This window comes from Streptomyces ureilyticus (genome assembly GCF_011045025.1).
In the GTDB taxonomy this organism is placed as follows: domain Bacteria; phylum Actinomycetota; class Actinomycetes; order Streptomycetales; family Streptomycetaceae; genus Streptomyces; species Streptomyces ureilyticus.
The window spans coordinates 23659-38335 of record NZ_JAAKZX010000033.1 but is presented as its reverse complement, the minus strand read 5'-3'; the positions used below and the strand labels follow the sequence as shown (position 1 = coordinate 38335).

At 70.8% G+C, this 14677-nt stretch carries 12 protein-coding genes; 2 read left to right on the top strand and 10 right to left on the bottom strand.

Annotated elements, in window-relative coordinates; genetic code table 11:
- The first annotated feature begins 164 nt into the window (after positions 1 to 164).
- Positions 165 to 1157, top strand: coding sequence for a helix-turn-helix transcriptional regulator (locus tag G6048_RS13435; protein ID WP_165339742.1), 993 nt, complete (start codon positions 165 to 167; stop codon positions 1155 to 1157).
- Here the strand turns inward: G6048_RS13435 and G6048_RS13430 are convergent.
- Positions 1141 to 2088, bottom strand: coding sequence for an SDR family oxidoreductase (locus G6048_RS13430; RefSeq protein ID WP_165339741.1), 948 nt, complete (start codon positions 2086 to 2088; stop codon positions 1141 to 1143). The genes G6048_RS13435 and G6048_RS13430 overlap by 17 nt on opposite strands.
- A gap of 135 nt (positions 2089 to 2223) precedes the next feature.
- Between G6048_RS13430 and G6048_RS13425 the strand changes: the two genes are divergently transcribed.
- Positions 2224 to 2742, top strand: a complete 519-nt coding sequence (locus G6048_RS13425) for a DUF4240 domain-containing protein (RefSeq protein ID WP_165339770.1) — start codon at positions 2224 to 2226, stop codon at positions 2740 to 2742.
- 203 nt (positions 2743 to 2945) lie between these two features.
- Here G6048_RS13425 and aceE read toward each other — a convergent pair whose 3' ends face one another.
- From aceE to G6048_RS13385, 9 genes are all read right to left on the bottom strand, one after another.
- Positions 2946 to 5651: a pyruvate dehydrogenase (acetyl-transferring), homodimeric type gene (aceE, locus tag G6048_RS13420; RefSeq protein WP_165339740.1), complete on the bottom strand. Its 2706-nt coding sequence runs from the start codon at positions 5649 to 5651 to the stop codon at positions 2946 to 2948.
- Positions 5652 to 5972: 321 nt separating this feature from the next.
- On the bottom strand, positions 5973 to 6449 hold the full coding sequence (locus tag G6048_RS13415) for a hypothetical protein (RefSeq protein WP_165339715.1): 477 nt from the start codon (positions 6447 to 6449) through the stop codon (positions 5973 to 5975).
- A gap of 93 nt (positions 6450 to 6542) precedes the next feature.
- On the bottom strand, positions 6543 to 6671 hold the full coding sequence (locus G6048_RS50905; RefSeq protein ID WP_268978733.1) for a hypothetical protein: 129 nt from the start codon (positions 6669 to 6671) through the stop codon (positions 6543 to 6545).
- Between the two features lie 118 nt (positions 6672 to 6789).
- Positions 6790 to 6951 (bottom strand): hypothetical protein, encoded by a 162-nt coding sequence (locus G6048_RS13410; protein ID WP_328825846.1) that lies wholly within the window; start codon positions 6949 to 6951, stop codon positions 6790 to 6792.
- A 2-nt stretch (positions 6952 to 6953) separates the two neighbouring features.
- A complete protein-coding gene (locus G6048_RS13405) occupies positions 6954 to 7985 on the bottom strand; it encodes a hypothetical protein (RefSeq protein ID WP_165339738.1) in 1032 nt (343 codons plus the stop codon).
- 349 nt (positions 7986 to 8334) lie between these two features.
- A complete protein-coding gene (locus G6048_RS13400; protein WP_165339737.1) occupies positions 8335 to 8976 on the bottom strand; it encodes a GntR family transcriptional regulator in 642 nt (213 codons plus the stop codon).
- Positions 8977 to 9241: 265 nt separating this feature from the next.
- Positions 9242 to 11041 (bottom strand): 2-oxoglutarate dehydrogenase, E2 component, dihydrolipoamide succinyltransferase, encoded by a 1800-nt coding sequence (gene sucB, locus G6048_RS13395; protein ID WP_165339736.1) that lies wholly within the window; start codon positions 11039 to 11041, stop codon positions 9242 to 9244.
- A gap of 57 nt (positions 11042 to 11098) precedes the next feature.
- Entirely contained in the window at positions 11099 to 12487 is a 1389-nt protein-coding gene (gene lpdA / locus G6048_RS13390) for a dihydrolipoyl dehydrogenase (protein WP_165339735.1), read from the bottom strand.
- A 293-nt stretch (positions 12488 to 12780) separates the two neighbouring features.
- Positions 12781 to 14349: a leucyl aminopeptidase gene (locus tag G6048_RS13385; protein WP_165339734.1), complete on the bottom strand. Its 1569-nt coding sequence runs from the start codon at positions 14347 to 14349 to the stop codon at positions 12781 to 12783.
- Between the last annotated feature and the right edge of the window lie 328 nt (positions 14350 to 14677).

Sequence of the window (14677 nt, the reverse complement as noted above, 5' to 3'; positions counted from 1 at the left end):
CACATTTGTGGCTCCGCCGCGATGGGGGCCACGCTCATGGGGGTCCCCCCGCTCGAGCGAAGCCGAGAGTGGGGGAGAATTCGAGAGTGGGGGAGCGACCAGCCACAACGAACCCGCACCTTGAAACCGCGCAACCCAGCGGAGCGCACCGGCATCATGAAGCCATGCGCGCTGCCCGCCTCATCAAGATGGTGCTGCTCCTCCAGTCCCGTCCCTCCATGACCGCCGCCGAACTCGCCCGCGAGCTGGAGGTGTCCGAGCGGACCATCACGCGGGACGCGCAGGCCCTGTCGGAGGCCGGTGTGCCGGTGTACGCGGACCGGGGGCGGGCCGGTGGTTACCGGCTCATCGGCGGGTACCGGACCCGGCTCACCGGGCTGGCCCGGAGCGAGGCCGAGGCGCTGTTCCTGAGCGGAGTGCCCGGGGCGCTGCGCGAGATGGGGCTCGAGGACGCCGCTTCGGCCGCGCGGCTGAAGGTGTCGGCGGCGTTGCTGCCGTCCCTGCGCGACGCCCAGCACAGCGCGGCGCAGCGGTTCCATCTGGACGCCCCCGCCTGGTTCGCCGAACCGAAGACGCCCGAGTTGCTGCCCGCCGTCGCGGAGGCAGTCTGGGACGACCGCCGGATCACCGCCCGCTATCGGCGACAAGAGGCCGAAGTGAAGCGGGAGTTGGAGCCGTACGGGCTCGTGCTGAAGGCAGGCGTCTGGTACGTGTGCGCCCGCGTCCCGAACCCGGGCTCCTTCCGCGTCTACCGCATCGACCGGTTCACGGCGGTGGAGAGCGGCGACGAACGCTTCGTACGGGACGAGGCATTCGACCTGCCTGGCTTCTGGGCGGAGCGCGCGGTGCAGTTCGCGCGCTCGATCCTGCGGGCGACGGTCGTGATCCGGCTCTCGGAGTCGGGCGCACGGCAGCTGAAGTACGCCGTCCATGCGCTCACCGCTCAGGAGGCGCTGGCCCAGGCAGGCCCACCCGACGGCGAGGGCCGGGTGACGGTCACGCTGCCCGTCGAGTCGTACGACGTGGCGTACACCCAACTCCTCGCCCTCGGACCGGAGGTGGAGGTCCTGCAGCCGTCCGTGCTGCGGCAGCGCTTCGCGGAGGCGGCGGCCCGGACGGCGGCGTACTACGGCGTGCAGGTCACCGATAGCCCGTGACGTCCGCGGGTTTGCCCGCCTGCTCGACCTCCGCGATGTAGCGCCAGGCGTCCGGCGCCGAGCCGTCGGCGTCCGTGAAGCCGTACTCCCGGGCCAGGCCCCCGCTGGACAGCGACTGGCCGTTCCAGCGCGCCACCTCGGGATCGGCGGCGAGCGCGGCCAGCGCCCGTCCGATGTACGTGGGCGACTCGGAGATCGCGAAGTGCGGGGCCTGCTCGCAGGCGTCCCGCCAGTTCTCCTCGGTGACGTGGAAGGCGGAGTCGAGCATCGCCTCGGAGCGCAGCCAGCCCGGCGTGAGACAGACGGCCGTACAGCCGAACTCCTTCAGCTCCTCGCCGAGGCCGTACGCCATGCGGATCGGGGTCGTCTTGGCGAGGTCGTAGAAGAACGGCTTGCGGTAGGTGGCGCGGTTGTACTCCTCGGTGCCGTCGGTGACCTCGACGAGCAGGCCGCCGGGGTTGCGGGTCAGGAGCGGCAGGGCGCTGTGGCTGGTGACGATGTGCGACTCGATGCCCAGGCGCATGACCCGCAGTCCCTTGTCGAGGTCCATCTCCCACAGCTTCGGCTGCTCGCGCGAGCCCATGTCGAGGAGGGCGTCGCCGCCCCAGAGGTCGTTGACGAGGATGTCGAGACGGCCCTGTTCCCGGTCGATGCGGGCGACGAGGGCCCGTACCTGCTCCGGCTCCAGATGGTCGGTCGGCACGGCGATGCCCCGGCCCTCGGCTCCGGCCGCCGCGTCGACCAGTTCGGCGGTCTCCTCGATCGTCTCGGTGGACCGGCCGACCTCGCTGACGTGGTCACGGGTCGTGCGTCCCGTCACGTACACGGTGGCTCCGGCGCGTCCCAGTTCCACGGCCATGGCCCGCCCGGCGCCGCGTGTGGCGCCCGCGACCAGGGCGATCTTTCCCTTGAGTGCCTGTGCGTTCTCCATACGTCGAGCATCCCGCCGAAAGCCGACAGCCGCTGTCCGGCTTTCCATCGGGTTTTCCGTCGGCATGTGCGCGCATAACGATCTGCCTGCGCCCAGGTGCGCGGGCCGGGTACAGGCCCGATGCTGGTGCACGTGATGGACGAGACGGAGTTCTGGGAGCTGGTGGACACGAGCCGCGAGGCCGCCGAGGGCGACCCCGACGAGCAGGCCGACCTGCTCGTCGAACGGCTCCTCGGCCTCGACCCGGACTCGGTCCTCGACTTCGCCCGTCACTTCGAGGCCCGCTACAACCGCGCCTACACCTGGGACCTTTGGGGCGCCGCCTGGATCCTCCTCGACGGTGCCAGCGACGACGCCTTCGACTTCTTCCGCTGCTGGCTGATCGGCCAGGGCCGGGATGTGTACGAGCATGCCGTGCACGATCCCGACCAGCTCGCCGAGCTCCTGCCCGACTTCGACGACGAGGTCGACGGCGACGGAGAGGAGCTCGGCTACGCCGCGGACGAGGCATACGAACAGCTCACCGGTGTCGTCGCCCCGGAGCTCGGCATCCCGGCCGCGCCCCCGGAGCCGACGGGCACGCCGATCGACTTCGAGAACCAGAAGGTGCTGGAGGAGCGCTTTCCACGGCTGTGGGAGCGATTCGCGGACTGAGCGCGCAGTTCCCCGCGCCCCTTACGGGGCGCCCACCGGCGAAGCTCCTTTAGGGGCGCGGGGCTGTGTCAATCTGCGGCTCCGCCGCGTGGGCGCGACAAGCAACGACGGACCTGCACTTACGAACCGGCCGTCGCTGCGGGGTCCGGGGCTGGCCCCGGGATGGGACGGGCAGGGGCGGCGGGGGCGAAACCCCCTTGCCCTTACAACCCGTACCGCTCCCGCGCCTCCTTCACCGCGGAGGCCTTGATCTCCCCGCGGCGCGCCAGCTGGGCCAAGGCCGCGACCACGATCGACTCGGCGTCCACGCCGAAGTGGCGGCGAGCCGCCTCGCGGGTGTCGGACAGACCGAAGCCGTCCGCGCCCAGCGATGAGTAGTCCTGCTCGACCCACTGCGCGATCTGGTCCGGAACCTGGCGCATGTAGTCCGAGACCGCGAGCACCGGACCCTCGGCACCATGCAGTACCTGACGGACGTACGGCACCCGCTCCTCGCCCCGCAGCAGCGCCGCGTCCGCCTCCAGGGCGTCGCGCCGCAGCTCCGTCCAGGACGTGGCGGACCAGACGTCCGCGGCCACGCCCCACGCCTCGGCGAGGAGCTTCTGCGCCTGAAGCGTCCAGTGGATCGCCGTTCCGGAGCCAAGGAGCTGGATGCGCGGCGCGTTGGCGGCGGCCACGTCCAGCCCCGCGGACTCGGCCGTGTTGAAGCGGTACAGACCCTTGACGATGCCCTCGTCCACGCCGGGGGCGGCGGGCTTCGCGGGCTGCGGCAGGGGCTCGTTGTAGACGGTGAGGTAGTAGAAGACGTTCGAGTCCTCGCCCGGAGCCGCCTCGCCGTACATGCGGCGCAGGCCGTCCTTCACGATCGCCGCCACCTCGTACGCGAACGCCGGGTCGTACGTCAGCGCCGCCGGGTTGGTCGCCGCGATGACCGGCGAGTGGCCGTCCGCGTGCTGCAGGCCCTCGCCCGTCAGCGTCGTACGACCGGCTGTGGCACCGACCAGGAAGCCGCGGCCGAGCTGGTCGCCGAGCTGCCACATCTGGTCGGCCGTGCGCTGCCAGCCGAACATCGAGTAGAAGATGTAGAACGGGATCATCGCTTCGCCGTGCGTGGAGTACGCGGTGGACGCGGCGATGAAGTCCGCCATCGAACCGGCCTCGGTGATCCCCTCGTTGAGGATCTGGCCGTCCTTGGCCTCCTTGTAGTACATCAGCTGGTCGCGGTCGACCGGCTCGTACGTCTGCCCCTTGGGGGAGTAGATCCCGAGGGACGGGAAGAGCGATTCCATGCCGAACGTGCGCGCTTCGTCGGGGACGATCGGCACCCAGCGCTTCCCCGTCTGCTTGTCGCGGACCAGGTCCTTGACCAGGCGTACGAAGGCCATGGTCGTCGCCACGTTCTGCGAGCCGGAGCCCTTGTCGAACGCGGCGAAGGTCTTGTCGGCGGCGGCAGGGAGGGGTGCCAGTGCGTGTGTGCGGCGAGCGGGGGCCGGGCCGCCGAGGGTCGCGCGGCGCTCCTGGAGGTAGCGGACCTCGGGGGAGTCGGCGCCGGGGTGGCCGTACGGGACGACGCCGTCCACGAACTGCGCGTCGGAGATGGGCAGTTCGAGCAGGTCACGCATCTGCTTGAACTCGTCCGTCGACAGCTTCTTCATCTGGTGGTTGGCGTTCTTGGACGCGAAGCCCTGGCCGAGCGTGAAGCCCTTCACCGTCTGGGCGAGGATCACCGTCGGGGCGCCCTTGTGCTCGACGGCGGCCTTGTACGCGGCGTACACCTTGCGCGCTTCGTGACCACCGCGGGACAGGTGGAAGCACTCCAGGATCTTGTCGTCGCTGAGCAGCTTCGCCATATCGGCGAGTGCCGGGTCAGTGCCGAAGAAGTCCTGGCGGATGTAGGCGGCGTCGCGGGTCTGGTACGTCTGCACCTGCGCGTCCGGTACCTCGCGCAGGCGGCGGACGAGCGCGCCCGTGGTGTCGAGCTGGAACAGCTCGTCCCAGGCGTTGCCCCACAGCGACTTGACGACGTTCCAGCCGGCGCCGCGGAACTGCGCCTCCAGCTCCTGCACGATCTTGAAGTTCGCGCGGACCGGGCCGTCGAGGCGCTGGAGGTTGCAGTTGATGACGAAGGTCAGGTTGTCCAGGCCCTCGCGGGAGGCGAGCGCGAGGGCGGCCGTGGACTCCGGTTCGTCCATCTCGCCGTCGCCGAGGAACGCCCACACGTGGGACTGCGAGACGTCCTTGATGCCGCGGCTGGTGAGGTAGCGGTTGAAGCGCGCCTGGTAGATGGCGGAGAGCGGGCCGAGGCCCATCGACACCGTCGGGAACTCCCAGAGCCAGGGGAGGCGGCGCGGGTGCGGGTAGGAGGGAAGGCCCTTGCCGCCCGCCTCCTGGCGGAAGTTGTCCAGGTGCGTCTCGTTCAGGCGGCCGTCGAGGAAGGCGCGAGCGTAGATGCCGGGGGAGGCGTGGCCCTGGATGTAGAGCTGGTCGCCGCTGCCGTCCCCCTCCTTGCCCTTGAAGAAGTGGTTGAAGCCCGTCTCGTAGAGCCAGGCCGCGGAGGCGAAGGTGGCGATGTGGCCGCCGACGCCGTGTTTCGCACCCCGGGTCACCATCGCGGCCGCGTTCCAGCGGTTCCACGCGGTGATACGGGCCTCCATCGCCTCGTCGCCGTCCACGGCGGGCTCGGCGGCGGTGGGGATGGTGTTGACGTAGTCGGTCTCGAGGAGCTTGGGCAGCGCGAGACCGCCCGCCTCCGCGCGCTCCAGCGTGCGGCGCATCAGGTACTCGGCGCGGTGCGGCCCGGCCGCCCTGGTGACGGCGTCCAGGGAGGCCCGCCACTCGGCGGTCTCCTCGGGGTCGCGGTCCGGGAGCTGGTCGAGCTCGCTCGGCTGGATAGCGGTGGGGTCGGTCATTGCGCCGCCTTCCGGATACGGAGGGGGCACGTGAAGGGGGTGCCTTCGACGGTCTCCCTCAGCGGTAAGGGGTGGGATGTGCCCTTTGTCTTTGGCAGGACAGGGCGGCGGGCTGTGTGGCAGCCCGTCGGTGACTGTAACTCTCTGATCGATGATCGATCAAAGGGTTGAAGGGGTAAATCTGCCGATGTCGAGAAATTGGCATGGGGTGCCGCCGCTTTTGGCACGGGGTGCCTGGCGATCCGCTGGGTTGCTTCGATACAGCCCCGCGCCCCTAGAGAGGCCGCAGGCCTCTCTAGGGGCGCATGTGCTGAGGCTGCGTTACGCGGTGGCCGTCTGCGTGGAGGAGGGCTCCTCGCGCTCCTCGCGCTCCCGCTCGACGCGGTCGTGTTCCTCGCGTTGGCGGGCCGACTGTTCTCGGGTGATCACCTCTGTGGCGGCGCCTACCGCTACCGCTACCGGCCAGCCGATGGCGCCGGCCGCGGTCATGCCGCCGAGTACGCCGTAGAAGGCGAGCTTGCGGGGCGAGGGGAGTAGTGAAGTGACTGCGGACGTCGCTGTGGTGGCCACGGACGCGGCTGCGGACGTGGCCGTGCGGACGCTGGGCAACCGGACCTTGGAGAAGGCGTCGCCTGGAGTCACGTACGGAATGGGGACGTTGGCGTGTGCGGTGTGCAGGTGTACCACCCTGCCGCCGCCCGTCCGCTTCTCCTGGTCCTGAGCCTGCTGGGTCTGCTGGGTCTGTTCCGCCTGCTGGGGCTGTTCCTGGGGCTGTGGTTCGGCGCGTGGGGGAATCATCTCCGCCCTCCCATGCTGGAAAGCGTGAGTCGCTGGTCTCCCCGAATCGCCTTCCATGCATACGGGTCGATAAACCCGTCAAATAGGACAAACTCAGGCAGCGGCCACCGGGCGCCCGCTCGCGGCGAAGGACTTCCAGAGCTGCATGATCAGGCGCACCAGAACGGCCTCGATCAGGGCGATCGCCACGTGGGTCAGGATCGTGCTGAGGATCTGCGGCACGGCGAGCCGCCTTTCATGTGGACGTGCGGGGTTACGGCTCCTTTGTGCGCCCCGACGCCATCCGGCGGGCTGCCCCAAGGTGACCTGCGCGTGAATATCCCCTTGCGGTCAGGCCAGGTCAAGCCCTGCGGCCCGCTGACCGCCCCGTCCGTGCGACGACGCCGGCCGCGCCCTGCGCCACGGCGGGCACCAGAACCGAGCCCGCCGCCGACGCCACCGCGATCGTCCAGCCGACGGGACCCAGGGGCCGGCTGCCGAAGAAGTGGCTGAGTCCCGGCACGGTCACCACCACGCCCAGTACCGCCAGCGACCCCACCACGGCCGCGGCGACCACCGGATCGCGGCCCGCGTCCTGCAGCGTCTGTCCGGACCGTCCTGTTCCTGCACGGCAGTGCTCTGCGGGCCGCCGTTCAGGGGCACCACGCCCTCAACCGTCCAGCCGCCGGTGGCCAGCACCCTGGCGTCGAGGACCACCGTGTCGATCCGGTCCAGCCGGCGCAGCGCCTCCGGCCGCAGCGCGAGCGCCCCGCGGTCGGAGACCGCCCGGGCCACCGAGGACGCGAACGCCTCCCGGCCGAACTGCGGACCGCGCGGCGTGCCCGCGATCAGCAGCGCCAGGTCCCGGTCATGGCTGAGCGCGCCGACCGCCGTCAGCCCGTACGCCCCCAGGGCCACCGGAGCCGCCAGATTCGCGTACCGGTCGCCCGGACCCGGCGGCAGCGGGGCGGGCCGCTCATACCCCGGCACCGCGTCATGCCGATACGTCCCCTCGTGCACGGCCAGCCTGCCCGCCCAGTCCGCCCACGCCCTGCGCCGGGCTTGCACCTCCACATACCGGGCGGCGGCCATGGTGGCGGCCACGGCGGCGCCGAGCGGCCGGAACGTCAGCGTCGTCAGCAGCAGGTTCGTCATGGCGAAGCCGCGCTCCGTGGCCTTCTCACCGATCCGGCGCACCAGGCCGTCCCGCAGCGGCGGCGCGGACTCCACGAGCTGGACCGCCGACATCACCACCGGCGGCAGCCCTCGCAGCCGGAGCCTGTCACCCACCGTCGCGACCCCCACCGCCACCAGGCCCGCACCGAGCCGGACGGCCGCCCCGACCGCGGCGGCCGGATCCCCCGGAAACCCGACCTGACTCCGCGCCCGCCCGGCGTCCGCACCCTTCGATACTTGGGCGGCGGCATCCGCCGTGGCGACGAGGCCCTTGACGCGCTCCAGGTCGGTCTCCGGCCCACAGCCGACGTATACGCAGCCCAGCGTGCCGTTCACCTCGGCCCGGCTCACTCCCGGCACCCGCCGCAGCGCGCCCTCCACCTCACGCGCCGCACCTCGATCTGCACTCCTCCTGGGGTCCGCCAGAGCCGGGGCCGGGGCGCAGACTTGACGAGCACGGAGGAGAGCACCGGCAGCATCACGCGAACTCCACCATCGGCCGACTACGGGCGTGGGCGGCGCCCCGGAGGACGACACGACTTAGACCAGTATGTGCACGTATCGGTGCAGCGCCTGTCGGAACTCGGCGCAGCTTGCGCCGTGGGAAGCGAGGTACCCCGCGCCCCTGAAGGAGGCCGCAGGCCTTCCTTCAGGGGCGCGGGGCTGTATCAATGTGCGGCTCCGCCGCGATGGGGGAGCGACCAGCCACGACGGCGCCGCAGCCGAATCACTACCCCTCCAGCGGAGCGTCTGCGCGTGGGGCGCACCCCAAAACATGCTCCTTCACCAGCCGACCAATGTCGGGATCCCGCCGCTTGAACGCCTCGACAAGCGCCTCGTGTTCCTCCGCGTACGACTGCTGCCGCGTGCCGAGCCAGCGGATCGACAGGGCCGTGAACACCTCGATGCCCAGCCCCTCCCAGGTGTGCAGCAGCACGCTGTTCCCGGCCGCCCGCACCATCTCCCGGTGGAAGGCCACCGTGTGCCGCACCTGCGCCTCGCCGTCGGCCGCGCGGTCCGCCTCGTACAGCGCCGCGACCTCGGGCTCCAGCGCCGAGGTGTCCTCGGCCAGCCGCTGGGCCGCCAGCTCCGCGGCTATCTGCTCCAGACCGGCCCGTACGGGATAGATCTCCTCCAGGTCGGCCGCCGTCAGGCTCCTGACCCGTACGCCCTTGTTCGGTGCCGACTCGATCAGCCGCAGCGCCTCCAGTTCCCGCAGGGCCTCCCGTACGGGCGTCTGGCTGACCTCCAGCTCCACGGCGATCCGCCGCTCCACGATCCGCTCGCCCGGCTTCCAGCGCCCGCTCACGATGCCGTCCACGATGTGCTCGCGGATCTGTTCGCGCAGCGAGTGGACGACGGGCGCGGTCATGGGGGCTCCTTTGAAGGGGGCGTACGAGGGCCCCGAGGCGTTGACGTCTAGACAATAAGGCCGAGTTCCCGTCTTAGAGGGGCGCGCGGGGGCGCTTCAGCGCAGGTGAGACAAGCCTTACACGGTGCCGGCGGGCCGCCCGATGCAAAGAGCCGTGCGGATGACCGTACGGCCACCCCGTACGGCTACCCCCGTGCGGATACGACGACGCCCCCGTCCTCCGCGGAACTCCGCGGAGGGCGAGGGCACGTACGTACGACCGGAATTACAGGCCGAGTTCGACCTCGAACTCGCCCGCCTCCAGGATCGCCTTGACCGCCGTCAGGTAGCGGGCGGCGTCGGCGCCGTCCACCAGGCGGTGGTCGTAGGAGAGCGTCAGGTACGTCATGTCGCGTACGCCGATGACGGGGCCCTCGTCGGTCTCGATGACGGCCGGACGCTTGACGGTGGCACCGATGCCCAGGATCGCGACCTGACCCGGCGGCACGATGATCGTGTCGAAGAGCGCGCCGCGCGAACCGGTGTTGCTGATGGTGAAGGTCGCGCCGGACAGCTCGTCCGGAGTGATCCTGTTGGCCCGGACCTTGCCCGCCAGGTCGGCGGTGGCCTTGGCGATACCGGCGAGGTTCAGGTTGCCGGCGCCCTTGATGACCGGGGTCATCAGGCCCTTCTCGGAGTCCACCGCGATACCGATGTTCTCGGTGTCGAAGTAGGTGATCGTGCCCTCTTCGACGTTGATCCGGGCGTTGACGGGCGCGTGGGCCTTCAGCGCCTGGGCCGCGGCCTTCACGAAGAACGGCATCGGGGAGAGCTTGACGCCCTCGCGGGCCGCGAACGCGTCCTTGGCCCGGCCGCGCAGCTTCATCAGCCGCGTGACGTCGACCTCGACGACCGAGGACAGCTGGGCCTGCTCGTGCAGGGCCTTGACCATGTTGTCGCCGATGACCTTGCGGATGCGCGGCATCTTGACGGTCTGGCCGCGGAGGGGGGAGGCCTCCAGGCTCGGCGCCTTCTTGGCGGCGGCAGCCGGTGCGGCAGCGGCCGGAGCCGGAGCAGCGGCGGCGGCCTTCGCGGCCTCGGCGGCGGCGATGACGTCCTGCTTGCGGATACGGCCGCCGACGCCGGTGCCCTTGACGGTGGCCAGGTCGACGCCGTTCTCGGCGGCGAGCTTGCGCACCAGCGGGGTCACGTACGCGCCCTCGTCGGTGGGCTGCGCGGCGGAGGGTGCCGCCGGAGCCGGAGTGACGGGAGCGGGCGCGGTCGGCGCGGGGGCCGGAGCAGCGGGCTGAACCGGAGCGGCCGGGGCAGCGGGTGCGGCCGGAGCCGGAGGAGCCGGAGGAGCCGGAGGTGCGGCCGGGGCAGCGGGCTGGGCCGGAGCGGCGGGCGCCGCGGCCGGAGCGGGCTGTGCCGGAGCCGGAGCGGCGGCCGGAGCCGCGCCCGGGGCGCCGATGACGGCGAGCTTGGCGCCGACCTCGGCGGTCTCGTCCTCGGCGACGGTGATCTCCAGGAGCACACCGGAGGTGGGCGCCGGGATCTCGGTGTCGACCTTGTCCGTGGAGACCTCGAGCAGCGGTTCGTCGGCCTCGACGGACTCGCCGACCTCCTTGAGCCACCGCGTGACGGTGCCCTCGGTGACGGACTCGCCCAGCGCCGGGAGGACCACGTCGGTGCCCTCGGCGGTGCCGCCACCGGCGGCGGCCTGAGCGGTCGGGGCCGGAGCCGGAGCGGCGGCCTCGGTGGACGGGGCGGCCTGCGGGGCCGGCTCGGGAGCCGGAGGTGCGGCGACCTCCTCGACGGCCGGGGCAGGGGCGGCAGCGGGGGCGCCGGTGCCGTCGTCGATGACGGCCAGCTCGGCGCCGACCTCCACCGTCTCGTCCTCGGCGACCTTGATGGACGCCAGTACGCCGGCGGCGGGCGAGGGGATCTCGGTGTCGACCTTGTCGGTCGACACCTCCAGCAGCGGCTCGTCGGCCTCGACGCGCTCGCCCTCGGCCTTCAGCCAGCGGGTGACAGTGCCCTCGGTGACGCTCTCGCCGAGCGCCGGAAGGGTTACGGAAACCGCCATGGTTTCTGTTGCTCCTTACGAATTTGCGGAAGTCTGTGTCGTCGCGCCCGAGGGCTGTCAGTCGTGCGAGTGCAGCGGTTTGCCGGCCAGGGCCAGGTGGGCCTCGCCGAGCGCCTCGTTCTGCGTCGGGTGAGCGTGGATGAGCTGCGCGACCTCGGCGGGCAGCGCCTCCCAGTTGTAGACCAGCTGGGCCTCGCCGACCTGCTCGCCCATGCGGTCGCCGACCATGTGGACGCCGACGACGGCACCGTCCTTGACCTGGACGAGCTTGATCTCGCCCGCGGTCTTGAGGATCTTGCTCTTGCCGTTGCCCGCGAGGTTGTACTTGAGAGCGACGACCTTGTCCGCGCCGTAGACCTCCTTGGCCTTGGCCTCGGTGATACCGACGGAGGCGACCTCCGGGTGGCAGTACGTCACCCGCGGCACACCGTCGTAGTCGATCGGCACGGTCTTCAGACCGGCGAGACGCTCCGCGACCAGGATGCCCTCGGCGAAGCCGACGTGGGCGAGCTGGAGCGTGGGGACCAGGTCACCGACGGCCGAGATGGTCGGGACGTTCGTGCGCATGTACTCGTCGACCAGGACATAGCCGCGGTCCATCGCGACGCCCTGCTCCTCGTAGCCCAGGCCCTGCGAGACCGGGCCGCGGCCGATGGCGACAAGCAGCACCTCCGCCTCGAAGGTCTTGCCGTCGGCGAGGGTCACACGGACGCCGTCCTGCGTGTACTCGGCCTTCTCGAAGAAGGTGCCGAGGTTGAACTTGATGCCGCGCTTGCGGAAGGCGCGCTCAAGAAGCTTGGAGCTGTTCTCGTCCTCGACCGGCACGAGGTGCTTCAGGCCCTCGATGACCGTGACGTCCGTACCGAAGGACTTCCAGGCCGAGGCGAACTCGACGCCGATGACGCCGCCGCCGAGGACGACCGCGGACTGCGGTACGCGGTCCAGTGTCAGCGCGTGGTCCGAGGAGATGATGCGGTTGCCGTCGATCTCCAGGCCCGGCAGCGACTTCGGCACGGAGCCGGTCGCGAGGAGCACGTGGCGGCCCTGAACGCGCCGGCCGTTCACGTCGACGGAGGTGGGGGAGGACAGCCGGCCCTCGCCCTCGATGTACGTCACCTTGCGCGAGGCGACGAGACCCTGCAGGCCCTTGTAGAGGCCGCTGATCACGTCGTCCTTGTACTTGTGGACGGCCGCGATGTCGATGCCCTCGAAGGTGGCCTTCACGCCGAACTGGTCGGCCTCGCGCGCCTGGTCGGCGATCTCGCCGGCGTGCAGCAGGGCCTTCGTGGGGATGCAGCCGTTGTGCAGGCAGGTGCCGCCGAGCTTGTTCTTCTCGATCAGGGCGACGTCAAGGCCCAGCTGCGCTCCGCGCAGGGCCGCGGCATAGCCGCCGCTACCGCCGCCGAGGATCACTAGGTCGAAAACGGTGCTGGCGTCGTTCGCCACGTCACGTCCTCCATGCATGTGCGCCGTACGCCGGTCTCCCGACCGGGCGGCGGCTGGTGTCCGGCCGCTCTTTCTTCGGCCCTGTGGTGGGGCCCTGTCCTGCCGAGACCCCATCTTTGCACTTGTCCGCCGGAACGTGGACGCCGGGCCGGTGTGTGAGACGTCCCACGCTCACTTGTGAGGGGGCGGTCAGGGCAGCGACCCGTAGGGGGCGCGGGCGCGCCCAGCCGCATACGACCCGCAGTCGCGTACGACGGAACGGACCGAGCTACTGGGCGCTCAGCAACGCAACCTCAGCCGAGATCCCCAGAAGCCGTCAGCTCGGCAACCCTCACCAACGTGCGCACAGCCGACCCCGTGCCCCCCTTCGGGGTGTAGCCAAAGGGACCGGACTCGTTGAAGGCCGGGCCCGCGATGTCGAGGTGGGCCCAGGTGATGCCCTCCCCGACGAACTCCTTCAGGAACAGCCCGGCGACCAGGCCCCCGCCCATCCGCTCACCCATGTTGGCAATATCAGCGGTAGGGGAGTCCATCCCCTTCTTCAGATGGTCCGGCAGAGGCATCGGCCACGAAGCCTCACCGGTCTCCTCCGCGGCCTCCACCACCGCGGAGCGGAACGCGTCATCGTTGGCCATGACACCGAACGTACGGCTGCCCAGCGCCAGCACCATCGCCCCGGTCAGCGTCGCCACATCGATGATCGCGTCCGGCTTGTCCTCGGACGCCTTCCACAACGCGTCGGCGAGCACGAGCCGCCCCTCGGCGTCGGTGTTCAGCACCTCGACCGTCTTGCCGCTGTACATCCGCAGCACATCACCGGGCCGGGTGGCCGACCCCGACGGCATGTTCTCGGCCAGCGCCAGCCACCCGGTGACGTTCACCTCAAGGCCAAGCCGCGCGGCGGCGACGACCGCCGCGAACACGGCAGCGGCGCCACTCATGTCGCACTTCATCGTCTCGTTGTGGCCCGCGGGCTTCAGCGAGATGCCGCCCGAGTCGTACGTGATGCCCTTGCCGACGAAGGCCAGGTGCTTCTTCGCCTTGGACGAGGTGTACGAGAGCTTCACCAGGCGGGGCGCGGCCGCGGACCCGGCACCGACGCCGAGGATGCCGCCGTACCCGCCCTTCTCCAGGGCCTTCTCGTCGAGCACCTGCACCTTGATGCCGTGCTCCTTGGCCGCGGCCTGCGCGACGGCCGCGAAGGCCTCCGGGTTCAGGTCGTTCGGCGGGGTGTTGACGAGGTCGCGGGCGCGGTTGAGCTCCTCGCAGACGGCGGTGGCGCGCTCGACGGCCGCCTTGTACGCCTTGTCGCGGGGCTTCCCGCCGAGCAGCGCGATCTCGGCGAGCGGGGCCTTGCCGTTCTTCGCGCCCTTCTTGGCGTCCTTGGAGTCCTTGCCGTTCTCCTTGTAGACGTCGAAGGCGTACGCCCCGAGCAGCGCGCCCTCGCCGATGGCGCCCGCGTCGGCGGCGTCCGTGACCGGCAGGGCGAACGCGGCCTTCTTCGAGCCGGCCAGCGCGCGGGCGGCGGCACCGGCGGCGCGGCGCAGCGTCTCGGTGCCGAACGAGGCCTCCTTGTCCGGCTGCGCACCGAGACCGACCGCCAGCACGACCGGCGTCTTGAAGCCGGACGGTGCCGGCAGCTTCGTCACCTCGCCCTCGCCACCGGAGGCGCCGAGGGTCTCCAGAACGCCGGCGAGCCCGCCGTCGTACGCCTTGTCCACGGCCTCCGCGCCCGGTGCGACGACCAGGTCCCCGGACTTGGCGGAGCCGCCCTTGTCGGAGCCGCCCTTGGCGACACCGACGACGATCGCGTCGGCTCGCAGGCCGGGCGCTGCGGCGGTGCTGAGAGTGAGAGCAGTCACGGTGGTGAAATCTCGCTTCCATTGAGTTGCTGTGGCCGAGAGGGGTGGCTCGGCCGGGCCCGACGAGGGAGCCTATGAGACGGCGGATCGGCAGGCTGGACCGGACCGGGGGAGTACCGGACATGAGCCTACGCTCGGTGGCGGGTTTCGCTCATTCCAGCGACCGTTCATCCCGTCGTGGCGGCGTGGCCACTTCTCAGCCCTCACATTGAGTGACCTGAGTCACAGTCGTCGCATTTGCGGTGAGTGATCCTCTCTCCGCTTTGCATGATTTCTACGGATCCTCCTTCAGCTGACCACATGAGGATCCGTCAGGGGAGGAAGCCAC